Genomic DNA, 23214 nt, shown 5'->3' with positions numbered 1-23214 from the left:
TGTTCCTCTCGGATCGAGTTGCCCCGCCAGGCCTGCATGCCTACGGCGGGGCTTCTTGCTGTCAGGGGTTGGTCTTGGACTTCTCGGCGTCCCCGGCGCGGACCCACGCGCGCAGGTCGTCGGCGTCGATGAGCGGCTTGGCGATCGCTCGGCCCGCGATCTTCGGGTAGTGCGCCGGCAGGTCACCAGCACGGACCGCGCGCTGGATCACGTCGCGCGAACAGCCAGTCGCCGCGGCCGCTCCGGCGTAGTCGAACGACACGGGCGCGATCGTCGGGACGCTCATGCCGTCACGACCGAGAGGGCGCGCATGCTCGCGTCGAGGGGGGCGTCGCCGCCGAGCAGCTCGTGCAGGCGCCCGAGGCCCTTCGCGGTGACCCGGACCTGCGTCGAGAGCATCCGCTCACCCGTGCGCGGGTGGTCGTAGTGCCGGGCGCGCGAGCACAGGAGGCCCTGCTCGACGTACCGCTGGTACGGGGTTCCCGACGCGTCGAGCCACCGCACCGTGCGCAGGTACCGGGCGAGCCGGTTCTGCCCGGTCGCGATCGCGGGGTCGCGGTCGAGGATCTGCGCGGCGTCCCGCAGCGAGTAGTCGCCCGCGGCGTCCGCGAGGCTCTCCCACGCCGCGGCCGGAGCCTCGAGCACGCGGACCCGGGCGAGCGCCTGCTGCGCGGCCTCGATGACGAGCGCGACGTTCTCCATGCTCGTGAGGTCGAACTGCGCGGGGGCCGAGCCGTACTGGCCGGTGCGGCGGATGGTCGGGAGCACCTCGTGCGTGACCCAGCGGCGGACCGGCTCGGCGGCGGGGGAGTCGCTGCGGAGGATCACGGTCCACATGCCGGCCTCGTTGACGTGCAGCATCTGCTGCTCGCCACCAGGGGTGTGCGTCAGGCGCACACCCTTCTCGTCGTCCGCGAGGCGCCGCGCGACTGCGCCAGGCTGCACGAGGCCGAGGATCCGGCAGAGGTCGGCGAGCACGAACCACGGCTCGCCACCCTCGTCGGTGACGACGCGCACCGCGGTGCCGTCGAAGTCGAACGGGGTGATGCTGCTGGTCATTGCTCTCTCCTTTCGTCGATGTGAGGCGGGCTACGAGGCGTGAGCCAGCGTTCTCCGAGGGGAAGCGTTTCGCCCACTGTGAGTGGACGCTCGCGACATGAAGAGGTCGTCGGTACCGACGCCGAGGTACATGGCGATCCGGATCGCAGGCTCGACGTCGAGAGTGTTCACGTCGCCTCGTAGCAGTCGACCCAGGTAGGAGTGCGACTTCCAGCCCGCCGCTTGCGCGAGCTCCCGTTGCGACACGCCCTGGATCACCATCAGCTTGGCGAGCTTCTTGCGGTCGTTGAGGACCATCCAGATCGCTCCAATCGGTGTCCGTGTTGTGATGCTCACTGTAATCCATCCTGCGTCATAGTGTCCACTGTTGGAGTGCAAGCATGTCTCCACTGGTGCCCACTCGTCAACCCGAACGAGGCAAGAGTTCACACCGACCAGGGGTGTTGCGGGTGGCGAGCGGTTGTATGTTGGTGCCCAGGGGGCGCTTAGGGGGGTTGCATTCTCGGGTGCCCACGCTCCTGGACCAGGATGAGCGCTACCGCCACGGTGGTGCCCATGACGAGAACCACGGAAGGAATCACCTCGATGGGGCAGCTCTGGGACATTGTGCAGGCCCACATCGACTCGGCTCCCTACCCGCCGTCGGAGCGACAGGTCGCGGCCCGGCTTGGGATCAGCCCCACAGCGCTCGCGAAGTGGCGCGAGCCGAAGCGGCTGCCCGACGTCGAGAACCTGCGGTCACTCGCGCGGCTTGCCGGCGTTCCGTATCGCAGCGTCCTCGGTGCGGCGCTAGCCGACACCGGCTACGAGGAGCGCGAGCAGGACCAGACCGACTACAGCCTCGCCGCGCGCGCCGGCACCTCCCGCAAGGCGCAGGAGCGCGCCGCCTGGGACGACGACGTCGAGACCGGGGGAGGCGCATGACCGCCCGCGCGAACGGGCAGGTGGCCGCCGATGAGCAGGCGTAGCCGATGTTCGATCCCTGGCGTGTCCTCGCAACCCTCCCGCACGTCGAGCTGGTGTGGGCGCCACTACGTGGACGCCTCGGCCAGTCCAACGGGCACGACAAGATCTGGCTCGAGCCCGACCAGTACGAGGTCGAGCAGAGGTGCACGCTCGCGCACGAGCTCGTGCACATGGAGCGCGGTGACAAGCACGCCTGCGACCCGGCCGTGGAGAAGGCGGTCGTGGAGGAGACCGCCCGCCGCCTGATCAGCATGCCGGACCTGATCGTCGCGTGGCAGTGGGCCTCGAGCCTGCACGACGTCGCCGACGAGCTGCACGTGACCGAGGACGTGCTCATGGATCGGCTCGGGGTCCTGACCGAGCGCGAGCAGGCCCGCCTCGCCGACGCCGTGCTGCGCCGCGGCAACCCGGCCTGACCGGGCCTGCTCGTGCTCGCCGCGGCGGGTGAAGTCTCAGTGCCAGGACCTTGGCTGCAGCCACAGGCAGCTACGGTCCTGGCATGAAACGACCCACCGCCCTGACCGTGCTTGGCGCTACCGCCGCGCTGACGCTCGCCCTCGGCGCGTGCAGCGCAGACGGGAGCGAACCGGCGTCCACACCGCCGCCCGCGAGCAGCACTCCGAGCCCGACTGCGACAGACATCGCGGAACCGGTGATCGAACGCGACCCGGACGTCGCGTGCGGGCTGGTCTTCAACGGTGGAGGCGACTCGCTCATGGACCGCATCCCCGCCGCGCTGACGGGGATCGGCGCAGAGCTCGCTGGTGAGCAGCTCGACGAACTCACCTCGATCCACACCGAACTGCTCCACGCCGCCGAGACTGCACCCGACGATCTCGCCGAACTGATCATGACGCTCGACGAACCCTTCCAGGCCGTCGCGGACGTCGTCGCAGCAGGAGGTGGCGACCTGAGCGCCGACACCTCGCACGTCAGGGAGGACATCACCGCGGTGATGTCCTACTGCGTCGACGCCGGCTTCACAATCGACGCTGAATAGCTACCCGGCGACAAGGCCGAGACGCGCGGCGACGTCCTCCATTGCCTTGCGGGCCAGGGTCTGCGAGACGTGCTGGTAGCCGCGGGTGACCGCGATCGACGAGTGCCCCATGATCGCGATGATCGTCGCCTCGGACTGCCCTGCCTCCATGAGGAGGGTCGCGGTCGTGTGCCGGGCCTCGTGCGGGACGTAGAACCGCTCCTCGTTGCGGCGCACCCCCGCGGCCTCCTGCAGCTCTACCCATGCCGCCCGGTCCGCGGCCGCTGTCTGCGGCCGCCCCTTGGCTCGCGGCCACACGAGCCCGTGAGGCGACTCCGGGGCGACGTCCTTCCACGCGGTCAGAGCGGCTGTCATCCACGGCACCAGCGGGATCACGCGCGTCCCGCTCTTCGACTTCGGGCGCACCAGGTGCATCGCGCCCTCGAGCTGCACGGCCTTGTACCCGACAGGCGTGCGGAACCCCGACGCGCGGTCGCGCGGGACGTTGTACGGCAGCGGCTGGAGCTGCCACGAGACGTCGAGCGTCCCGGCCTCGAGGTTCACGGCGTCCCACGTGAGGCCGAGGCACTCGCCCTGGCGCATGCCCTGGAGGAGCGCCGCGACCCACCGCGAGCCGTCGGGGCGGTCTGCGGCGACCTCGAGCAGCGCAAGGGCATCGGTGAGGGGGATCGCGTCGCGGTCGGTCTCGCCCTTGGTGGGCGCGAGCACGAGGCGCGCGGACTGTGGGACCTGGTAGCCCTCGACGATCGCGTCCCGGAGCATCTTCTGCAGGACGACGTGCGCGCGCAGAGCGGTCGACGGAGCGAGGCCGGCGGCGTCGATCGCCCGAGTCACGGACCGGACGTCGCCGGGGGAGAGCGTGTCGAGGCGCTTGTGACCGATGGTCGGGACGATCCACCGGTTCACGAGGGAGCGGTTCGCGTTCCATGCGTTCGGTCGCAGCCGCGTCTTGGTGATGTCGAGCCAGGTCTCGGCCCAGCGCTTCACGTTCGGCTTCCCGCCAGCGGTGGGCGCCTCGGCAGCCTCGGCTGCGCGCAGGGCCGCGAGGAGCTTCTGCCGCGCACCGCGTTCGGTCGTCGCCGTGACCTTCCGCCGGCGGCGGGTACCGCGCTCGGTGAATCCGGCTTCGTAGGTACCGATCCATCGGTCGCGGTCGGGGTCGTAGTAGACGCTGCCGGTGCCGTGTGGGCGTCTCGTCATCGGGTGCCTTCCGTGGGAGCCATGCGGGGAGCCATTGCCAGCCACCGTACGCTATTGCCTACGGTGCAAACATGCAGGTCAGAGGCTTGCCACCCCGGAAACAGTATAGCGAACTACCCACTCGTAATGAATAGGTCATCAGTTCGATTCTGATAGGCGGCTCAGTCCAGAAGGCCCGGAACCTCAACGGTTCCGGGCCTTCTGCGTTTCCTGCCGACTGGCGGTCGAGCGCCCTCGCGTCCAGGTGCGGGGGTCGGGGTGCCCGTGCGGGCCTCGCCCCGGACTCCGCGAGCGTCACGTTCTGGCCCTCTGACGAGCCTCCGCGAGCTCGGCGCTCGGCGTCCGCTGCGCGAGCGTCACGTTCTGGCCCCTTCCCGGGCGCCCGAACGGGCCGGAACGTGACGCTCGCGGGTGCGGGTGCGGGTGCGGGTGCGGGTGCGGGTGCGGGTGCGGTGGTGCGGCGGGTGCGCGTGAGCACCCGCGGTCGCGGCGCCGACGCTCCTGTATCGATCGGTCGCTCCTGTATCGATCGGTACAGATCCGTGGCAGACTTGTACCGATCGGTACAGCCCGGGCGCGAGCAGCCCGAGACGCTGACGGACCACGGACCACGAGGAGCCCCGGATGACCCACCTGCTCACGCGCCACCAGGCGCCCGTCGCGCTGCACCGCGCGGCCCTCGCCGGCCTCGGGGGAGCGGTCGCGATCGCGCTGCTCGGGCTCGTCGCGGTCGGGACGGGCTGGCCGTGGATCGCCGCCCCGCTCGGAGCCTCGTGCGTGCTCGTGTTCTCGCTCCCTGCCGCGCCCGTCTCGCAGCCCGTCAACGTGGTCGCGGGCCACGTGCTCAGCGCGGCGGTGGGTCTGGCGGTCGCGACGGTGCTCCCGGTGACGTGGTGGAGCGTCGCGCTCGCGGTCGGCCTCGCGATCGCCGCGATGGCGGTGCTGCGCGTCACGCACCCGCCCGCGGGCGCCAACCCGATCGTCGTGATGACGGTGGGCGCCGGCTGGGCGTACCTCGTGGCGCCCGTGCTCGTCGGCGCGCTCGTGGTCGTCGCGGTCGGGGTCGTGCACCACCGGCTCGCCTCGCGCGGCTCCGCGGTGTACCCGCTGCCCGCGCCGAGAGGTGCGACCCGTGGCTGACCGCGCGGCCGTCGTCCGACGGCTCGGGGAGCTGTTCCGTGAGCGCGGCTACGCGACGTCGTCCCTCGCGGACGTCACGGCAGCGACCGGGCTCGGCCGCGGGAGTCTGTACCACCTGTTCCCCGACGGCAAGCCCCAGATGCTCGCGGCCGTACTCGACGACGTCGACGCGTGGTTCGAGCGCGAGGTGTTCGCGCCGCTGCGGGACGACGGCGACGGGATCGAGCGCATGGTCGACGCGGTCGACGCGTACTTCCGGTCGGGTGGGCGGCTGTGCCTCGTGGGCCGGGTCGCGCTCGAGCCGGTCGACGACGTGCTCGCACGCCGTCTCGCGGCGTGGTTCGACCGCTGGCGCGTCGCGCTCGACGTCGCGCTCCGGGCCCGGGGTGCGACCGCGGACGACGCGGCCGACCTCGCGGAGGAGACGCTGGCTGCCGTCCAGGGCGGGCTCGTGCTCGCGCACGCGACCGGCGACCCTGCGGTCTTCGGGCGGGCGCTGCGACGCGTCGTCGGGCGCTACCCGCGCCGGCCGAGCCGCAGCAGCAGGATCCCGGCGCCGCCGGCCGCGGCCACGAGCCCGGCCGCGCCGCCCACCACGTAGCCCATCGAGCTGTCGGTGCCGACGGCGTTCGCGGAGTCCTGCGCCGCCTGGCCCGACATCGCGGAGAAAGAGTCGCGCATCGTCGTGCCGGCGTCCACGAGCGCGGTGTCGTCGGGCAGCACGACGTCGACCGGCGCGACCGCGGTGGGTGTCGGCGTGGGCGTCACGGTCGCGGTGGGCGTCGGCGTGGGCGTGGGCGTGACCGGCGCGGCCGTCGGCGTCGCGCTGCGCGTGGGGGTCGGGGTGGCGGTCGGGCGGGCGGTGCGCGTGGGCGTGCTCGTCGCCGTCGTGGCCGGCGCGGGCGTCGACACGGCGGTCGGGGTCGCTGCGGGGGCGGCGTCGGGCGTGGACGACGCCCCGCCGGTCGCGGACGACGTGCACAGGGGGGTGTCGTAGAAGCCCGTGAACGTCGAGTACATGACCCAGGTGATGCAGTAGCCGTCGGGGTACTGGCGCGTGCCGCTGAACTCCACGAACCCGCCGCGCGCGGGCACCTTCGCGACGTAGGTGCGCTCGTACCCACCGCCGATCGCGCTGACGCCGTACCAGATCTGGGTCGTGGACCTCGAGCTCGTCGTGACCTGCGCCCCGTCCAGCGACACGGTGTACGACGACGTGTCCCGGTCCCGTGCGGTCGGGGCGTCGGCGGCGACCGCGGGGGCGGCGCCGCCCACGAGGACGACCGCGAGCGCGAGGCTCGCGACGGTGGCACGCAGCATGAGGAGCTCCAGCGGTCGGCGCACCGGGTGGTGCAGCGGGATTCTACGTTTCGCAGGAACGATGACGAAACCACGGCCGCGTGGTGCTGGCGGGCCGCCGGGAGACCGGTCGGGAGGCGTGGCTCAGAGTCGTGCGGCCCAGTCGACGACCGCGGCCGCGACCTCGGCGTCCTTTCCGCGCACGTCGTGCGCGCCGGGCAGGTGCACGCGGGTGACCGGCCCCGGGATCGCCCCGACGTGCGCGTCGACCTCGTCCGGGCGGCCGAACGGGTCGCGCTCGCCCGAGACCCACAGGACGGGCACGACGAGCGCCCCGAAGTGCTCGACGCGCAGCCGCTCGGGCTTGCCGGGCGGGTGCAACGGATAGCTCAGGAGCGCGAGGCCCGCGCACGGCAGGCCCTCGGCGACGGCCATCGAGCACATCCGGCCGCCGTAGGAGCGTCCGCCGAGCAGCAGCGCGTCGGGCTCGATCCGGTGCTCGGCGCAGAACGCGGCGGCCTGCTCGTGCACGTGCGCGACTGCGACGGGTGCGCGGTCGGGTGCGCGGCGCCCCGCGAGGCGGGCAGGGAAGTCGAGGCGCAGCACGGGGATGCCCAGCGCCGACCCGACGGCCTCGGCGACGGTCACGAGCGTGTGGTGGTCGGCGCCCGCCCCGGCGCCCGGGGTCAGCAGCAGCCCCTGCGGACGGCGGGACGTCGGCCCTCGCCCCGTGGTGCCGGGATCCGTCGGGCTCAGAAGCGCGGGCCCTCGTCGCCGTGCAGCAGGTTGTGCACGGGCCGCATGACGACCTGCACGCGCTCGACGAGGTCGGTCGGTCCGGTCACGAGCAGCGCGCGCTGCGCGACCTCGACGTACTGCGCGGTGATCCCGCGCGCGCTCACGCGCGCGGCCGGCCCGATCCCGCCGTCGCGCCGGGGCGACGTCTCGATCACGGCCCGCCCGACGTCGTCGAACACCGCGCGCATCGCCGAGCGGTAGTCCTGGTAGGCGTCCGCGAAGTCCTCGGCCGGGGCCGGGTCGCCGTCGGACGTCGTCACGCCGGGCGACGTCCGCAGGTCGCCGTGCAGCGGGGCCGCGATCGCGGTGCTCAGCGCGGCGCGCAGCACCTCGTCGCGCTCCTCGGCCTCGGCGGCCTCGCGCAGCGTCTCGACGCCGAAGGGCTCGCCCGCGAACGTCTCGTACGAGCGGTAGAAGCGCTCGGTGTCGGCCTGCTCGGACTCGTCCGGGCCGGCGAGCGACTCCTCGACGAGATCCATGCCCCACGCGAGCGGGTCGGCGACCTCACCCACGAGACCCTCGAACCGGGCCATGCGTTCCGCGAGGTCGGCCCACGCCTCCGGTCTGGCGTGGCGGGCCGTGCCCTCCGCGCCGGGACCGCGCTGCTCCGACGGCTGCTCTGGTGCGGTGTCCATCGCTACTCCCCGGGTCTCACGTGCGCCGACCTGCCCAAACCGAGCGTCCCACGCTCCGCCGCCCGGACGACGGACCACGGTGCGTGTGGGTACAGGTTCCACCCGCGCGGCGCGCAGCGCGCGGCGAACGCGCGGGACAAGCGGGCGAAACCGCCCGTGCGCCGCGCACGAAGGTCACGGGACGACCCCCGGCGTATGCCGCTGGCGAACAACGGCATACGGAGGGGGTGCAGCCAGTTGTGCGCCTATAGAGTCGTTGCGGTCAGGCCTGAGCACCACCGGTGCAGGTGTACGCCGCTCGTGAGGAGCAGCCATGTTCGAGAGATTCACCGACCGAGCCCGTCGCGTCGTCGTCCTCGCCCAAGAAGAGGCGCGGATGCTCAACCACAACTACATCGGCACCGAGCACATCCTCCTGGGTCTCATCCACGAGGGTGAGGGAGTCGCGGCCAAGGCCCTCGAGTCCCTCAACATCTCGCTCGACGGCGTGCGCTCGCAGGTCACCGAGATCATCGGTGAGGGCCAGCAGGCGCCGAGCGGGCACATCCCGTTCACGCCGCGCGCCAAGAAGGTGCTCGAGCTGTCGCTGCGCGAGGCGCTCCAGCTCGGCCACAACTACATCGGCACCGAGCACATCCTGCTCGGCCTCATCCGTGAGGGCGAGGGTGTCGCCGCACAGGTCCTGACGAAGATGGGCGCCGACCTCAACAAGGTGCGCCAGCAGGTCATCCAGCTGCTGTCGGGCTACCAGGGCAAGGAGCCCGTCGCCGCGGGCGGCCCCGCCGAGGGCCAGCCCTCGGGCTCGGCCGTCCTCGACCAGTTCGGCCGCAACCTCACGCAGGCGGCCCGCGAGGGCAAGCTCGACCCGGTCATCGGCCGCGCGCAGGAGATCGAGCGCGTCATGCAGGTGCTGAGCCGTCGCACCAAGAACAACCCGGTGCTGATCGGCGAGCCCGGCGTCGGCAAGACCGCCGTCGTCGAGGGCCTCGCGCAGGACATCGTGCGCGGCGACGTGCCCGAGACGCTCAAGGACAAGCAGCTCTACACGCTCGACCTCGGTGCGCTCGTCGCCGGGTCCCGCTACCGCGGAGACTTCGAGGAGCGCCTCAAGAAGGTGCTCAAGGAGATCCGCACGCGCGGCGACATCATCCTGTTCATCGACGAGATCCACACGCTCGTCGGTGCGGGCGCGGCCGAGGGCGCGATCGACGCGGCCTCGATCCTCAAGCCCATGCTCGCGCGCGGTGAGCTCCAGACCATCGGCGCCACGACGCTCGACGAGTACCGCAAGCACATCGAGAAGGACGCGGCGCTCGAGCGCCGCTTCCAGCCGATCCACGTCAACGAGCCGTCGCTGCCGCACGCGATCGAGATCCTCAAGGGTCTGCGCGACCGCTACGAGGCGCACCACCGCGTCTCGATCACGGACGCCGCGCTCGTCGCCGCCGCGACGCTCGCCGACCGCTACGTCAACGACCGGTTCCTGCCGGACAAGGCGATCGACCTGATCGACGAGGCCGGCGCGCGCCTGCGCATCCGTCGCATGACCGCGCCGCCCGAGCTCAAGGAGATGGACGACCGCATCGCCGACGCGCGACGCGACAAGGAGTCCGCGATCGACGAGCAGGACTTCGAGCGTGCCGCGCGCCTGCGCGACACCGAGAAGCAGCTCACCGCGCAGCGCGCCGAGCGCGAGAAGGCCTGGAAGGCGGGCGACCTCGACACCGTCTCCGAGGTCGACGAGGAGCTCATCGCCGAGGTGCTCGCCATGAGCACCGGCATCCCCGTCGTCAAGCTCACCGAGCAGGAGTCCACGCGCCTGCTCAACATGGAGGCCGAGCTGCACCGGCGCGTCGTCGGGCAGGAGGCCGCCATCAAGGCGCTCTCGCAGGCGATCCGCCGCACGCGCGCCGGGCTCAAGGACCCCAAGCGTCCGGGTGGCTCGTTCATCTTCGCCGGCCCCACGGGCGTCGGGAAGACCGAGCTCGCGAAGGCGCTCGCGGAGTTCCTGTTCGACGACGAGGACGCGCTGATCCAGCTCGACATGTCGGAGTTCTCGGAGAAGCACACGGTCTCGCGCCTGTTCGGCTCGCCCCCCGGGTACGTCGGCTACGACGAGGGTGGGCAGCTCACCGAGAAGGTGCGCCGCAAGCCGTTCTCGGTCGTGCTGTTCGACGAGGTCGAGAAGGCGCACGCGGACATCTTCAACTCGCTGCTGCAGGTGCTCGAGGACGGCCGCCTCACCGACTCGCAGGGTCGTGTGGTCGACTTCAAGAACACCGTGATCATCATGACGACGAACCTCGGCACGCGGGACATCGCCAAGGGCGTCCAGACCGGCTTCAACGCCGGCGGCGACCTGGGCACGTCCTACGACCGCATGAAGGCCAAGGTCAACGACGAGCTCAAGCAGCACTTCCGCCCCGAGTTCCTCAACCGCGTCGACGACGTGGTCGTGTTCCCGCAGCTCTCGCAGGACGAGATCGTGCAGATCGTCGACCTCGAGATCGCGAAGCTCGACCGTCGTCTGCGCGACAAGGACATGGGCATCGAGCTCACGCCGGCCGCCAAGACGCTGCTGTCGGAGAAGGGCTACGACCCGGTGCTCGGTGCGCGTCCGCTGCGCCGGGCGATCCAGCGCGAGATCGAGGACGTGCTGTCGGAGAAGATCCTCTTCGGCGAGCTCAAGGCCGGCGAGGTCGTGCTGGTCGACGGCGAGGGCGAGGGCCTGCTCGGCGAGTTCACGTTCCGTGGCGTCGCGAAGGCGGACCACGAGCGCGGCCCGGTGAGCGTGGGCGCGATCGACCTGCTCAAGTCGCCCGAGGGCGTGCACGTCTCGGACCTCCCGCCCACGGGGGAGCTCGAGGCCGGCGCCTGAGCCGACCGGACGGCGTCCGACGCGACGCCGCGTGACCTCTTGACCGCATGACCGCTTGACCGCTTGATTTGGACGGCCCCGCACCTCGGTGCGGGGCCGTTCTGCGTGTCCGGCCAGTCCTGCGTGTACGGCCTGTTCTGCGTGCGCGGGGCCGCCCTACGTCCGCTGGCCGTGCAGCGTCGACCACCGTCGAGTCCGTGACCGTTTCGTCACCGCAAGCACTTGACCAACCACAGTCCACCGTATAGAAACAAAAGGACACATCGGAGCACAGGGCTTGAAACGATTCACAACGAGGTTGAATCGATCCAGACCTGCCGGGCGCGGAACGGACCACGCCCGTGCGCTCACGAGATGCAGTGCGACGCAGTACCCGACGAGACGCTCAACGACGAGACAACGGTGATGCCATGAGAACCCCGTCAGCACGCGCGTGGACCACGCGCCCGATCATCGCGGGGGCCACGATCCTCGCGCTCGGCGTCGCGGGGGCCGCGCCGGCCCTCGCGGCCGAGCCAGCCCCGGGCGACGCGTCCGTGGGCGCCCTGTCGTTCGACTTCGGCACCGCGACGAGCGCGGTCGGCGAGGGCTGGACCGCCGTCCCCGAGTCGAACCGCTACGCCGCGGGCGCCGGCTTCGGGATCGTCCAGACCGGCGCCGCGCCGGTCTCGCGCGACCGCGCCTCGGCGACCGACCCCGTGGGTGGCGACTTCGTGCTCGGGGCCGCGTGGCGCTTCGTGGTCGACGTGCCGGACGGCGCGTACGACGTCCGCGTGACGTCGGGCGACATGCTCGCGGGCACGAGCACGACCAAGACGACCATCGCGCTCGAGGGCGCCGAGGCGGGAACGATCCAGGCCCGCCAGGGCATCACCGAGAGCACGTTCGGCACGGTCGTCGAGGACGGCCAGCTCACGGTCGACGTGACCGGTGCAGGCGCGGGCGGGTACGTCAACGCGCTCGTCGTGACGCCGTCCGGTCCGGCGACCGAGCCCACGGGCGAGCCGACCGAACCCACCGGCGAGCCCACCGACGAGCCGACCACGGGCCCCACGACCGAGCCCACCGCCGAGCCGGGCACGTCGTCGATCGCCGCACCGACCGACGTCCGCATGTCGCACGTGACCGACGACGCGGTCACGCTGCGCTGGGACGAGGTCGCGGGGGCGACGGGCTACGTCGTCTCGCGGGCCGAGACCCTCGACGGACCGTGGACGCAGGTCGCGCAGACCGCGGCCAAGGTCGTCTACACGAGCGACCCGGTCGACACGACGGTGACGCACTACTACCGCGTGCAGGCCAAGGACGCCGCCGGGCTCTCGGCGCCGTCCGCGGCGACGGTGTCGAGCCTGAGCGCTCCCGAGCCGAGCCTGCCCGACGACGGGGTGCTGAGCTTCGACCTCGGCTCGGGGGAGACCGCGCCGGGGTCGACCCGCATCGACGCGGGCACCGCCTACACGGCCGAGAACCGCGCGGGCTTCGTGGACGTCGACGAGGTCACCGCGACCGACCGGGGCACTGACGACGCCGTGCGCTCGGACTTCGTGACCGTGGGCGACACCGAGCTCGTGATCGACGTCCCGGACGGCGACTACACGGTCGACCTGATCGCGGGCGACGCGCAGGGCTCGACCGACGTGGCGATCACGGCCGAGGAGATGGCCAAGGTGCAGCCGACCGCGAAGTCCGCGGGGCAGTACCTCGAGATGTCGTTCGACATCGCGGTGGTCGACGGCCAGCTGAACCTGCGGTTCGCGGGCACGGCGGCCAACCTCAACTCGCTCGTGCTGACGCAGCAGAGCCCGCGCGAGGCCGGTGCGACGCCGACCGTGTGGATCACGGGCGACTCGACGGTCCAGACGTACACCGACGACTACGCGCCGCAGGCCGGCTGGGGCCAGATGATCGACCGGTTCCTCACGGACGACGTCACGGTCGACAACCAGGCGATCGGCGGGCGCAGCTCGAAGAACTTCATCAGCCAGGGCCGGCTCGACACGGTGCTGCTCGACATCCGCCCCGGTGACTACCTGTTCGTGCAGTTCGGGCACAACGACAACTCGTACGGCGTCGACGACCGCTGGGCGGCACCGGGCGACTACTACGAGTACCTGCGCACGTTCGTCGACGGGGCGGTCCAGCGCGGTGCGACGCCCGTGATCGTCACGCCGATGCTGCGCAACGCGTACGACGCGGCGTCGGGCACGTTCACCGTCGCGTTCCCGGACTACGTCGAGGCCGCCAAGGACCTCGCCGCGGAGACGGGCACGCCGCTGGTCGACCTCTCGGCCGCGAGCAAGGTCTACCTCGACTCGATCGGCCCAGAGGCCGCGCTGTCGGTGTTCCTGCACGTGCCGGCCGGGGTCTACCCGGGGCGTCCCACGGGGACCGCCGACGACACGCACTTCCAGGAGTACGGCGCGATCCAGATGGCCCGCCTGGTGGCGACCGAGGTCGCGACGCTCGACGTCCCGCTGGCGGACGACGTCGCGGACGTCGCGCCGCCCGCCGAGGTCCCGGCCGCGCCGGCCGGCGTCGTCGTCTCGAACGTGTCGAACGCGGGCGCGCAGCTCACGTGGACGGCGTCCGAGGGTGCCGACGTCTACAAGGTGTTCCGCAAGGACGCCGACGCGGGGGACGACGCGTTCACGCTGGTGACGACGTCGACGATCGCGCAGGCCGCGGTCACGGGACTCGACGAGGGCGCCGCGTACGACTTCCGGGTCGTCGCGGTCAACGGCAAGGGCGACTCCGCGCCGTCCGCGACCGTCCGGGTCGAGACCAAGGCACCGCTGTACAAGTTCGACGTGCAGCTCGCGGGGAACCCGCTCATGCCCGGCTACACCGAGGCGAGCGAGAAGTCGCTGTACACGAAGGAGAAGGGGTGGGGCTGGCTCACCGCAGGCATGGGCGGCCGTGACCGCGGCGTGGGCTTCGACCCCGCGCCGAACGACGTCGAGCGGGACTTCCTGCTCCCGTCGACGTCGAACGTGTTCGCGGTCGACGTTCCGAACGGCACCTACGCGGTCAAGACGTACAACGGGGACTGGATCGGCACGAGCCGCTCGAACGTCCAGATCGAGGGCAAGGACTTCGGTGCCGCGAACGCCGGCAAGGGTGCGGTGGCGCAGAAGATCAGCCAGCCCGTGCTCGTGACCGACGGTCAGCTCAGCCTCGTCATGACGGGGTCGTCCTCGCGGCTCAACGGCATCGAGATCACGCCGCTGCTCGTCGCGCCGTCCGACCTCGTGCTCGACGACATCGCGATCGACGGCGCCGACGTGGAGGTCTCGCTGTCGTGGACCGGCACGGACGACGCCGCGGGCTACCGGGTGTACCGGAAGTCGGCGACGGCCACCGCGCCCGAGGCGCTGGGCGACGTCGAGGGCACGTCGTTCGTCGACACGACCGCCGACGTGGGCCTCGAGTACACGTACACGGTCGTCGCGCTCGACGCGGCGGGCACCGAGTCGGTCGCGTCGAACGCGCTCGAGCTCACGACGGTCGACCCGGACGTCGCGACGGCCCCCGTCCCGACGGGCCTGACCCTCGGCGCCGTGAACAAGAACGACGTGACGATCAGCTGGGACGACGCCGACGGCGCGCTGTTCTACCAGGTGTTCCGCGGAGACGCGGGCGGCGACCTCGAGCTCGTCGGCCGCGCCGACGGGCCGACGTTCACCGACACCGACGTGCTCACGACGATCGAGTACACGTACGCGGTCGCGTCGGTCAACGCGGGCGGCGTCTCGGAGCGCTCGGAGACCGTCACCTCGGGTGCGGTCACGACGCTCGTGCGCCAGGCCGAGCGCCTCGACCGGTCGCCGGTCGCGGTCGACACCGACTCCGGCGTGTACCTGGGGTGGCGGATGCTCGGCCTCGACCCGGGGTCGATCGCGTTCGACGTCTACCGCGACGGGGTCAAGATCACCGACACCCCGGTGACGGGCTCGACCAACGTGCTCGACGCCGACGGCACGAAGGACTCGACGTACCGGATCAGCTCGGTCGTCAACGGTGTCGAGCGCTGGGCGACCGAGGAATTCACGGTCTGGGACGACCAGACGCTCGACGTCCCGATCGACAAGCCCGCGGACGCGTACACCAAGGACGGTCAGCCGTACTCGTACCGTGCCAACGACGCGTCGATCGGCGACGTCGACGGTGACGGCCAGTACGAGATCGTGCTCAAGTGGGACCCGACCAACTCGCACGACAACTCGCAGGCCGGGTACACCGGGAACGTGCTCGTCGACGCCTACGAGCTCGACGGGACGCGCCTGTGGCGCATCGACCTCGGCAAGAACATCCGCGCCGGGGCGCACTACACGCAGTTCCAGGTGTACGACCTGGACGGTGACGGCACGGCCGAGGTCACGATGAAGACCGCGGACGGCACCGTCGACGGCCAGGGCACGGTGATCGGCGACGCGCGCGCCGACTACCGGAACTCGACCGGCTACGTGCTGACCGGACCGGAGTACCTCACGGTCTTCTCGGGCCGCACGGGTGCCGCGGTCGACACGATCGACTACACGCCGCCGCGCGGGGACGTCGGCGCCTGGGGCGACACGTACGGCAACCGCGTCGACCGGTTCCTCGCGGGCACCGCGTACCTCGACGGCGAGCACCCGAGCGTGATCGTCAGCCGCGGGTACTACACCCGCAGCGTCGTCGCGGCGTACGACTTCGACGGTTCGGAGCTCACGCAGCGCTGGGTCTTCGACTCGGACGTCGCGGGCGAGGAGTGGGCCGGGCAGGGCAACCACAACCTGTCGGTCAACGACGTCGACGGCGACCAGAAGGACGAGATCGTCTTCGGGTCCATGACGATCGACGACGACGGCACCGGCCTCTACTCCACGGAGCTGGGGCACGGCGACGCGCTCCACGTGGGCGACCTCGACCCGGCCCGTCCGGGTCTCGAGGTGTTCGCGGCGCAGGAGGAGGCGCCGTCCGCCCAGGGCATCGGGGCGACGTTCCGCGACGCCGCGACGGGCGAGATCCTGTGGTCGATGCCGGCCGCGAAGGACACGGGCCGGGCGGCGTCGGGCGACATCGACCCGCGGTACGCGGGGTCGGAGTCGTGGGCCGTCGTGACGGACGGCGCGTGGAACTCGCCGTCGGGCGAGATGCGGGCCGCCGACGGCACCCTCATCACGACCGACATCCCCGCGGCGAACTTCCTGACCTACTGGGACGGGGACCTGCTGCGGGAGATCGGTGACCACGACTTCGACGAGACCACGCGCACCGGTGTGCCCGTGATCGAGAAGTGGAACTGGGAGACCGGCAAGGCCGAGGAGATCTACCGCGCGGCGGGCACCCTGTCGAACAACGACACCAAGGGCACCGTGGCGCTCCAGGCCGACCTGTTCGGCGACTGGCGCGAGGAGATCGTCTCGCGCACGGACGACTCGACGGCGCTGCGGATCGCGACGACGGTGGACCTCACGGACCACCGCCTGCGCACGCTGCAGTCCGACCCGACGTACCGCCTCGGCGTCGCCTGGCAGAACACCGGCTACAACCAGCCCCCGCACACCGGGTACGCGATCGGGCCGGACATGGCCACGCCCGCGGCCCCGAGCATCGCGTACACGACGGCGGCGACGCCGGGCGAGCGCGTGGACGGGCCCGCGACCGCGGCGCCCGGCCAGGGCGTGCTCTCGAGCGACAACTGGGACGGCGACGGCGACTTCACGGTCTCGATGAACATGTGGTGGGGCCAGAACGCCCAGAGCGTCACGTTCTTCGAGAACGGCGAAGAGGTGCAGTCGACCGAGCTCCCCGACCTGAGCCCCACGGCGCAGGTCGAGGCGCTCAAGGTCTCGGGCAAGAAGAACGGGACGTACGTCTACACGGCCGAGCTGACCAACCAGCACGGCACGACGACGACCCGCGAGCTCACGGTCAACGTGTCCCGGGCGACCCCCGGGACCCCGGTCGTGAGCAGCGACAACTGGGACGGCGACGGCGACTACACGGTCACCACAAACATGTGGTGGGGCACCAACGCGACCGAGTACCGCCTGTACGAGGACGACGTGCTGATCGACACGCAGTCGCTCACCGCCAACGGCACGGCCGCGCAGCAGGCGTCGACCGGGGTGCGTGACCGCGTGCCCGGCACGTACGTCTACCGCGCCGAGCTGTCGAACGCCGCGGGCGCCACGGCGAGCACGGAGGTGAGGGTCACGGTCAAGCGCTGACCGCCGTCGGGCCACGGCCGCCCGTCCCCCCGGGGGCGGGCGGCCGTCTCGTGCCGGGCGGCGCGTGCCAACCGTCCCGTGCCGGACGGCGCGTGCCTCAGAGACCGCGCACGGTCCGTTCGGCCTCGGCGGGCGTGAGCGGCCGGCACCCGAGCGCGGTCCACTCGCGCACGAGCCGCGGCTCGTCGCGCATGAGCCCCCACCCGCGCCGCACGAGCGTGAGCGGGGGCTTGCGCATCTCGCCGAGGTCGCGCAGCAGGCGGAACCACGCGGTCACGACCGCGGGCCGGGCGAGGCAGATCGCGTCGGCGAGGATCCCGCGCTCGCGCACGGCGGTCACGAGGTGCGCCGCGAAGATGCCCTCGGCGACCACGAGCGGGGCGTCGCCCACGTCGAGCCGGGTCGTGCCGGTGCGGCGCGAGGTCGGGATGTCGTACACGGGCACGTCGGCGGCGCCGTCACGGCACAGCGCGTCGAGCGCGTCGAGCGCGGCGTCGGCGTCCCAGCTCGCGGGGTCGTCCCAGTCGACGATCCCGAAACGCACGGGCATCGCGGGGTGGTCGAGGTCGCGGTAGAAGTCGTCGAGCTGGACCACGGGCAGGCCGAGGCGGCGGGTCAGCGACGTCTTGCCCGAGCCGGACGCCCCGGTGAGCAGCACGACGCGGCGGCGGGGCGAGCGCGCGCCGTCCGGCAGGTCGAAGAGGGCGTCGTCGGTGGGCACGCGTCCATTGTCGCCGACCGGGCCGGGACGCGGCGCCTAGCATGGGCGGGTGCACACCGACGACGAGACGGTCCCCGCGGGCCGGGACGCTGCGCGCACGCGAGCCCGGATCGTCGCGGCGGCCCGTCAGGAGTTCGCGACCCAGGGGTTCCGCGGGGCCACGATGCGCTCGATCGCGACCGCGGCCGGGGTCGACGTCGCGCTGCTGCCGCACTACTTCGGGAACAAGGACGGCCTCTTCGCCGCGACGGTCGACCTGCCCGCGGGGGCCGCGCAGGCGGTCGCCGACGTGCTCTCGGGGCCGCGTCCCACGCAGGGAGCGCGCCTCGCTCGCGCCTACCTGGGGCTCTGGGAGGACCCGGCGACGGGAGAGCAGATGGTCGCGCTCGCGCGGGTCGCGATCGGCAGCGCGCAGGGCACCGACCGCTTGCGCGACATTCTCGGGGTCACCATCGCGGGGCCGGGCGTCGCGCGGGCGATCGAGGGGCGGCGCCAGGGTTTCCTGCTCGCGATGACGCACCTGGTCGGCCTCGCGGTCGTGCGGTACGTCGCACGAGTTCCCCCTGTCTCGTCGTTCGACCTCGAGGTGCTGGTCGAGCGCGTCGCGCCCGCGGTCCAGCTGCACCTGGACACGCCCGACGCCCCCTGACGACACACCGCTCAACACCTGTTGAACTCGCGGCGTGACCGGCGTAGCGTGACGCGCATGAGAGCGATGATCCGCAAGGAGTTCCGCGAGCTCGCGCGCGACCGGCGCACCGTGGGCCTGCTCGTCGGCATGCCCCTGCTGCTGCTCGTGATCTTCGGGTACGCGGCCAACTTCTACGTCGACAGCGTCGAGACAGCGGTCGTCGGGCCGCAGGCGAGCCAGCTCGCCGACACGCTGCCCGACGTCTTCGACGTGACGACGACCGCGCCGTCCGACGGGCAGGACGCCGCCCGCGACCTGCTGCGCGACGACGAGGTCGACGTCGCGTTCGTGACGGGCGACGCGACCACGCTCGCGCTCGTCGACGGGTCGAACCTGTTCGCGGCGCAGTCCGCCGTCGCGGCGATCAAGGCCTCGGGCGCCGACCTCGACCTCGAGGTGCTCTACAACCCCGACCTCACGACCGCCTGGGTCATGGTGCCCGCGATCATCGGGCTGATCCTGACGTTCATCGGCACGATCATCACGAGCATCGGTCTCGTGCGCGAGCGCGAGGCGGGCACGCTCGAGCAGCTCGCGGTCATGCCGATCGCGCCCAGCACCGTGATCCTCGGCAAGATCACGCCGTACTTCCTGCTCGCGGCCCTCGACATGGTGATCGTGACCGTGCTCGGCATGGTGCTGTTCGACGTGCCGTTCAACGGCAGCGTGCTCACGTTCGCGCTCGGCGCCGCGATCTTCCTGTTCGTGGTGCTCGGCATCGGCGTGTTCATCTCGACCATCTCGAAGACCGCGGGGCAGGCCATCCAGAGCGCGTTCTTCGTGCTGCTGCCGCAGATCCTGCTCTCGGGGATGATCTTCCCGCTCGAGGCCATGGCCGCGGGCGTGCGCTGGATCGGCTACCTGCTGCCCCTGACCTACTTCACCAAGATCTCGCAGGGCGTCATGCTGCGCGGCGCCCCGCTCTCGTCGCTGTGGGTCTCGTTCGCCGTGCTCACGGTCATGGCGGTCGTGATCTTCACGGCCGCGACGCTCCGGTTCCGGCGCGACCTCGCGCCCGAGCGCCGGTCGACGGGCGCTGCTGCCGAGTCCGGCGATGACACCCCCGGCGATGACACCCCCGGCGATGACACCTCAAGCAATGACACCTCAAGCAATGACAACTCAAGCAATGACAACTCAAGCAATGACAACTCAAACGATGACAACCCAAACGATGACGCCGCCCGGACGACCGGGGACGTCGCGTGAGCCGCGATCCCGTCGCGGCGCTCGACCGCGTGAGCGTGAGCTTCGGCGACGTTGACGCACTGCGCGACGTGACGCTCGAGGTGCCCGCCGGCCAGGTCGTCGCGGTCGTCGGCGGCGACGGCGCCGGGAAGTCGACGCTCCTGCGCGCCCTCGTGCGCGAGGTGCACCCCGACGCCGGTCGTGTCGTGGCGCCGTCCAAGGCCGACCTCGGATTCCTGCCCGCGTCGTCGGGCAGCTGGGCCGCGCTGAGCGTCGCGCAGAACCTCGACTTCGCGGGCGGCGTCTACGGCCTCACGGGCGACGAGCTCGCCGAGCGCCGGGCGCGGCTGCTCGACGCGGCCGACCTCGACGCGGCCGCGGACCGGCTCGCGTCGCAGCTCTCGGGCGGCATGCGGCGCAAGCTCGGGTTCTGCATGGCGATCGTGCACAGCCCGCGGCTCGTGGTGCTCGACGAGCCGAGCACGGGCGTCGACCCCGTGAGCCGGATCGACCTGTGGCGCATGATCGCGGAGACCGCGGCGCAGGGCGCGGGCGTGGTCATGTCGACGACCTACCTCGACGAGGCCGAACGCGCCGGGCACCTCGTGGTGCTCGACGACGGCGAGGTGCTCGTCCAGGGCTCGTACGACGACGTCCGGGCGGGGTTCGCCGGGACGGTCACGCGGGCGGACGTCGCGCGCCGGCCCGAGTGGTCGTGGCGCCGTGGTCGCGCGCGGCACGAGTACTGGCCCGCCGGCGACGCGCCCGCCGGTCTCGAGGTCGTCGACCCCGACCTCGAGGACGTCGTGATCGCGCTGTCCCTCGTGCGTCGCCTGGGCGCGGGGGTGGGCGCGTGAGCCGCGCGACCGGGCCCGTGGTCGAGGCGCGCGGCGTGAGCCGCCGGTTCGGCACCTTCACCGCGGTCGACGACGTCACGATGCACGTCGAGCCGGGCGAGGTCGTCGGGCTCCTCGGCGCGAACGGCGCGGGCAAGACGACGCTCATGCGCATGCTCCTGGGCCTGCTGCCCACGAGCGCGGGCGCGGCGCGCATGCTCGGCGGCCCGCCGAACCGGGCGCGGCGCAAGCGCCTCGGGTACGTGCCGCAGAACCTCGGCCTGTACACCGACATGACGCTGACCGAGAACCTCGAGTTCGTCGCGGGCTCGTACGGGACCCCGGTGCCCGCGCTGCCCGACGAGATCGCGGGCTACGCGCGCACGCTCGTCGGTGCGATGCCGCTCGGCGCGCAGCGGCAGGCCGCGTTCTGCGCCGCGCTGTCGCACGCGCCCGAGGCGGTGCTGCTCGACGAGCCGACGTCGGGCGTCGACGCGCTCGCGCGCGCACGGCTGTGGGACACGATCCGCGAGCAGTCCGACGCGGGCGTGGGGGTGCTCGTGACCACGCACTACATGCAGGAGGCGCAGCAGTGCGACCGCCTGCTGCTCATGTCGCACGGGCGGCTCGTGGCGCAGGGCAGCGAGGCCGACGTCGTCGGCGACACGCGGGCCTGCGCGGTCCGCACCGACGACTGGGCCGCGGCGTTCTCGGCGCTCAACGCGGCCCGGCTGCCCGTGATCCTCGACGGGCGCGCGGTGCGCGTCGCGGACGTCGACCTCGACGACGTGCGGGCCACGCTCGCGCGCGCCGGCCTCGAGGCCGACGTCGAGGCCGTGCCCGCGACCATCGAGGAGCGCATGCTCGTGCTGGCCCGCGCGGCCGGCTGACGCAGCCCCCGCCCGGACCCGGAGCACTGTCGGACGCCGCCCGGCCGGGCGGCGTCCGACACCGAACCCGGGCCGAACCGACGGTTGGGCAGACGTCAGCCGATCGCGGGGTACGTCTCGCGCGGCAGGCGGTAGGCGAGGTCGATCCCGGTCTCGACGGCCTCGTCGAGGTCGAGGCGGTGCTCGACGACGAGCCGCGCGAGGTAGCCCGCGTCGACGCGCCGGGCGAGGTCGTGCCGCGCGGGGATCGACAGGTAGGCGCGGGTGTCGTCGACGAACCCGCTCGTGTTGGCGAAGCCCGCGGTCTCGGTCACGGCCTCGCGGTACCGGCGCATGCCGTCGGGCGAGTCGAGGAACCACCACGGTGCGCCGAGCCGCATCGCGGGGTAGACGCCCGCGAGCGGGGCGAGCTCGCGCGAGAACACGGTCTCGTCGATCGTGAAGACGACAAGCCGGAACCCGGGGTGGTGGCCGAACGCCTCGAGCACGGGCCGCAGCGAGCGCGCGTACTCGGTCGCGACGGGGATGTCGTACCCGACGTCGGGACCGAGGCGCTCGACGACGTCGCGGTCGTGGTCGCGCAGCACGCCGGGGTGCAGCTGCATCACGAGGCCGTCCTCGACCGACATCGCGGCCATCTGGAACAGCATGTGGGCGCTGAACGCCCGCGCCTCGTCGGCGGTCACGGTGCGTGCGAGGCCCGCGGCGAGGATGCGGGCGGCCTCGGCGTCGTCGAGCGGCGTCGTGTCGGCACCCAGGTGCCCGTGGTCGGTCGCGCGGGCGCCCGCGGCGACGAACGCCGCGCGGCGGTCACGGATCGCCGCGAGGTAGCTCGCGTAGTCGACGACCTCGGTGCCCGCGGCCTCGCCGAGCGCGGCGACCTGCGCGGGCCAGTCGGCACGGTCGAGGTGCAGCAGCGGGTCGGGGCGGAACGTCGGGACGACGCGCTCGCCCCACCCCTCGGCGGCGAGCGCCGCGTGATGGTCGAGGCGCGCGTGCGCGGGGTCGGTCGTCGAGAGGATCTCGATGCCGAACCGCTCGAACAGCGCGCGGGGCCGCATCGCGGGGAGCGCGAGGCGTGCGGTGACGTGGTCGTAGAGCTCGTCGGCGGTCTCGGCGGACGGTCGCACGGGCGCCTCGAGCACCTCGGCGAACGTGTGCTCGAGCCAGAACCGGGTGGGCGTGCCGCGGAACAGCGGCCAGGCGGTGCAGAACCGGCGCCAGATCTCGCGCGGGTCGGTCTCGTAGGGCGCGCCGGGGTCGCGCGGGCGCACGCCGAGGTCCTGCGGGCCGCGCACGCCGGGCACGGCGCGCGCGCCGCCGGCCTGCGAGACGAGCATGCGCACGAGGTAGTGGTCGGGCGTCACGAGCAGCGTGGCCGGGTCGCCGAAGGGTGCGTCGTCCGCCAGGAGCGATGCCTCGACGTGCCCGTGCATCGCGACGATCGGCAGGGGAGCGGTCTCGGCGAGGATCTCGCGCGCCGCGGCGCGCACCGCGGGGTCGGCGGGCAGCGCACGGTCGGGGTGCAGGGTCCAGGGCGTGGCGGGCACGGGGCTCTCCTTCGAGCGGGGCGTCGACCGGACGGTGCGGACGGCGATGGTTGCGAACGTTTGCATCGTAGGCGTCGCGCGGCGGGATCGCCAGTACGAGTACGTGGCGAGCAGGTCGTGGCAGCGCGGCGGAGCAGCGGCTACAATCGTT

General features: G+C 72.2%; 20 protein-coding genes. 11 read left to right on the top strand and 9 right to left on the bottom strand.

Annotated elements, in window-relative coordinates; translation table 11 throughout:
* Nucleotides 1-61 precede the first annotated feature (61 nt).
* Genes CLV28_RS03420 through CLV28_RS03410 form a run of 3 tightly spaced genes read right to left on the bottom strand, consistent with a single transcriptional unit; the run spans nt 62 to nt 1395 of the window.
* Nucleotides 62-286 (bottom strand): helix-turn-helix domain-containing protein, encoded by a 225-nt coding sequence (locus CLV28_RS03420; protein ID WP_100421842.1) that lies wholly within the window; start codon nt 284-286, stop codon nt 62-64.
* Nucleotides 283-1059, bottom strand: coding sequence for a phage antirepressor (locus tag CLV28_RS03415; RefSeq protein WP_100421841.1), 777 nt, complete (start codon nt 1057-1059; stop codon nt 283-285). The genes CLV28_RS03420 and CLV28_RS03415 overlap by 4 nt, the downstream gene beginning before the upstream one ends.
* A gap of 30 nt (nt 1060-1089) precedes the next feature.
* Nucleotides 1090-1395 carry a helix-turn-helix domain-containing protein gene (locus CLV28_RS03410; protein WP_100421840.1) on the bottom strand — a complete coding sequence of 102 codons (306 nt, stop codon included), beginning with the start codon at nt 1393-1395 and terminating at the stop codon, nt 1090-1092.
* A gap of 219 nt (nt 1396-1614) precedes the next feature.
* On the opposite strand from CLV28_RS03410, the gene CLV28_RS03405 reads away from it, so the two are divergent.
* The 3 genes from CLV28_RS03405 to CLV28_RS03395 all read left to right on the top strand — a co-directional run bounded on the left by CLV28_RS03405 (nt 1615) and on the right by CLV28_RS03395 (nt 3025).
* Nucleotides 1615-1983 carry a helix-turn-helix domain-containing protein gene (locus CLV28_RS03405; RefSeq protein ID WP_157802466.1) on the top strand — a complete coding sequence of 123 codons (369 nt, stop codon included), beginning with the start codon at nt 1615-1617 and terminating at the stop codon, nt 1981-1983.
* Between the two features lie 47 nt (nt 1984-2030).
* Complete coding sequence (locus CLV28_RS03400) at nt 2031-2441, top strand: ImmA/IrrE family metallo-endopeptidase (protein ID WP_100421838.1); 411 nt, start codon at nt 2031-2033, stop codon at nt 2439-2441.
* A gap of 83 nt (nt 2442-2524) precedes the next feature.
* Nucleotides 2525-3025 (top strand): hypothetical protein, encoded by a 501-nt coding sequence (locus tag CLV28_RS03395; RefSeq protein ID WP_157802465.1) that lies wholly within the window; start codon nt 2525-2527, stop codon nt 3023-3025.
* Here the strand turns inward: CLV28_RS03395 and CLV28_RS03390 are convergent, their stop codons facing one another.
* Nucleotides 3026-4225, bottom strand: a complete 1200-nt coding sequence (locus CLV28_RS03390) for a tyrosine-type recombinase/integrase (RefSeq protein WP_100421836.1) — start codon at nt 4223-4225, stop codon at nt 3026-3028. It abuts the gene before it with no gap.
* Between the two features lie 624 nt (nt 4226-4849).
* On the opposite strand from CLV28_RS03390, the gene CLV28_RS03380 reads away from it, so the two are divergent.
* Nucleotides 4850-5365, top strand: coding sequence for an HPP family protein (locus CLV28_RS03380; protein WP_100421835.1), 516 nt, complete (start codon nt 4850-4852; stop codon nt 5363-5365).
* Nucleotides 5358-5966, top strand: coding sequence for a TetR/AcrR family transcriptional regulator (locus CLV28_RS03375; protein ID WP_203968104.1), 609 nt, complete (start codon nt 5358-5360; stop codon nt 5964-5966). Before CLV28_RS03380 ends, CLV28_RS03375 begins: the two co-directional genes overlap by 8 nt.
* Here CLV28_RS03375 and CLV28_RS15760 read toward each other — a convergent pair.
* The 3 genes from CLV28_RS15760 to CLV28_RS03360 form a co-directional block, all read right to left on the bottom strand.
* Entirely contained in the window at nt 5882-6685 is an 804-nt protein-coding gene (locus tag CLV28_RS15760; protein ID WP_203968102.1) for a hypothetical protein, read from the bottom strand. The genes CLV28_RS03375 and CLV28_RS15760 overlap by 85 nt on opposite strands.
* 123 nt (nt 6686-6808) lie before the next feature.
* The gene (locus CLV28_RS03365; RefSeq protein ID WP_308440374.1) at nt 6809-7354 is read right to left on the bottom strand and encodes an alpha/beta hydrolase family protein; all 546 of its coding nucleotides are present in this window, start codon (nt 7352-7354) and stop codon (nt 6809-6811) included.
* A gap of 62 nt (nt 7355-7416) precedes the next feature.
* A complete protein-coding gene (locus tag CLV28_RS03360; RefSeq protein WP_239073118.1) occupies nt 7417-8097 on the bottom strand; it encodes a hypothetical protein in 681 nt (226 codons plus the stop codon).
* Between the two features lie 313 nt (nt 8098-8410).
* On the opposite strand from CLV28_RS03360, the gene CLV28_RS03355 reads away from it, so the two are divergent.
* Both CLV28_RS03355 and CLV28_RS03345 read left to right on the top strand, forming a co-directional pair.
* Nucleotides 8411-10975: an ATP-dependent Clp protease ATP-binding subunit gene (locus CLV28_RS03355; RefSeq protein ID WP_100421832.1), complete on the top strand. Its 2565-nt coding sequence runs from the start codon at nt 8411-8413 to the stop codon at nt 10973-10975.
* A gap of 410 nt (nt 10976-11385) precedes the next feature.
* The gene (locus CLV28_RS03345; protein WP_239073117.1) at nt 11386-17187 is read left to right on the top strand and encodes a rhamnogalacturonan lyase family protein; all 5802 of its coding nucleotides are present in this window, start codon (nt 11386-11388) and stop codon (nt 17185-17187) included.
* A 97-nt stretch (nt 17188-17284) separates the two neighbouring features.
* Here the strand turns inward: CLV28_RS03345 and CLV28_RS03340 are convergent, their stop codons facing one another.
* On the bottom strand, nt 17285-17908 hold the full coding sequence (locus CLV28_RS03340) for a uridine kinase family protein (protein WP_100421830.1): 624 nt from the start codon (nt 17906-17908) through the stop codon (nt 17285-17287).
* Between the two features lie 49 nt (nt 17909-17957).
* Here CLV28_RS03340 and CLV28_RS03335 point away from each other — a divergent pair, with 49 nt between their 5' ends.
* From CLV28_RS03335 to CLV28_RS03320, 4 genes are read left to right on the top strand one after another with little or no spacing between them, the layout of a single operon-like run.
* Nucleotides 17958-18557 carry a TetR/AcrR family transcriptional regulator gene (locus CLV28_RS03335; RefSeq protein WP_100421829.1) on the top strand — a complete coding sequence of 200 codons (600 nt, stop codon included), beginning with the start codon at nt 17958-17960 and terminating at the stop codon, nt 18555-18557.
* A 57-nt stretch (nt 18558-18614) separates the two neighbouring features.
* A complete protein-coding gene (locus CLV28_RS03330; protein WP_100422375.1) occupies nt 18615-19808 on the top strand; it encodes an ABC transporter permease in 1194 nt (397 codons plus the stop codon).
* Nucleotides 19805-20644: an ABC transporter ATP-binding protein gene (locus tag CLV28_RS03325; RefSeq protein ID WP_100421828.1), complete on the top strand. Its 840-nt coding sequence runs from the start codon at nt 19805-19807 to the stop codon at nt 20642-20644. Before CLV28_RS03330 ends, CLV28_RS03325 begins: the two co-directional genes overlap by 4 nt.
* Nucleotides 20641-21513, top strand: a complete 873-nt coding sequence (locus CLV28_RS03320) for an ABC transporter ATP-binding protein (RefSeq protein ID WP_239073116.1) — start codon at nt 20641-20643, stop codon at nt 21511-21513. The genes CLV28_RS03325 and CLV28_RS03320 overlap by 4 nt, the downstream gene beginning before the upstream one ends.
* 95 nt (nt 21514-21608) lie before the next feature.
* Here CLV28_RS03320 and uxaC read toward each other — a convergent pair whose 3' ends face one another.
* Nucleotides 21609-23129: a glucuronate isomerase gene (gene uxaC, locus CLV28_RS03315; protein WP_100421827.1), complete on the bottom strand. Its 1521-nt coding sequence runs from the start codon at nt 23127-23129 to the stop codon at nt 21609-21611.
* Nucleotides 23130-23214 lie beyond the last annotated feature (85 nt).

It is taken from the genome of Sediminihabitans luteus (genome assembly GCF_002797595.1).
GTDB lineage: Bacteria > Actinomycetota > Actinomycetes > Actinomycetales > Cellulomonadaceae > Paraoerskovia > Paraoerskovia lutea.
The sequence above is the reverse complement of the archived record's forward strand: the minus strand, read 5'-3'. Positions and strand labels throughout refer to the sequence as shown.

What these genes read in the sequence shown, in the direction of transcription:
- CLV28_RS03345 (WP_239073117.1), top strand. Translation starts at nt 11,386, where the DNA reads ATGAGAACCCCGTCAGCACGCGCGTGGACCACGCGCCCGATCATCGCG.
- CLV28_RS03415 (WP_100421841.1), bottom strand. Translation starts at nt 1,059, where the DNA reads ATGACCAGCAGCATCACCCCGTTCGACTTCGACGGCACCGCGGTGCGC.
- CLV28_RS15760 (WP_203968102.1), bottom strand. Translation starts at nt 6,685, where the DNA reads ATGCTGCGTGCCACCGTCGCGAGCCTCGCGCTCGCGGTCGTCCTCGTG.
- CLV28_RS03420 (WP_100421842.1), bottom strand. Translation starts at nt 286, where the DNA reads ATGAGCGTCCCGACGATCGCGCCCGTGTCGTTCGACTACGCCGGAGCG.
- CLV28_RS03400 (WP_100421838.1), top strand. Translation starts at nt 2,031, where the DNA reads ATGTTCGATCCCTGGCGTGTCCTCGCAACCCTCCCGCACGTCGAGCTG.
- CLV28_RS03330 (WP_100422375.1), top strand. Translation starts at nt 18,615, where the DNA reads ATGAGAGCGATGATCCGCAAGGAGTTCCGCGAGCTCGCGCGCGACCGG.
- CLV28_RS03390 (WP_100421836.1), bottom strand. Translation starts at nt 4,225, where the DNA reads ATGACGAGACGCCCACACGGCACCGGCAGCGTCTACTACGACCCCGAC.
- uxaC (WP_100421827.1), bottom strand. Translation starts at nt 23,129, where the DNA reads ATGCAAACGTTCGCAACCATCGCCGTCCGCACCGTCCGGTCGACGCCC.
- CLV28_RS03395 (WP_157802465.1), top strand. Translation starts at nt 2,525, where the DNA reads ATGAAACGACCCACCGCCCTGACCGTGCTTGGCGCTACCGCCGCGCTG.
- CLV28_RS03355 (WP_100421832.1), top strand. Translation starts at nt 8,411, where the DNA reads ATGTTCGAGAGATTCACCGACCGAGCCCGTCGCGTCGTCGTCCTCGCC.
- CLV28_RS03360 (WP_239073118.1), bottom strand. Translation starts at nt 8,097, where the DNA reads ATGGACACCGCACCAGAGCAGCCGTCGGAGCAGCGCGGTCCCGGCGCG.
- CLV28_RS03380 (WP_100421835.1), top strand. Translation starts at nt 4,850, where the DNA reads ATGACCCACCTGCTCACGCGCCACCAGGCGCCCGTCGCGCTGCACCGC.
- CLV28_RS03405 (WP_157802466.1), top strand. Translation starts at nt 1,615, where the DNA reads ATGACGAGAACCACGGAAGGAATCACCTCGATGGGGCAGCTCTGGGAC.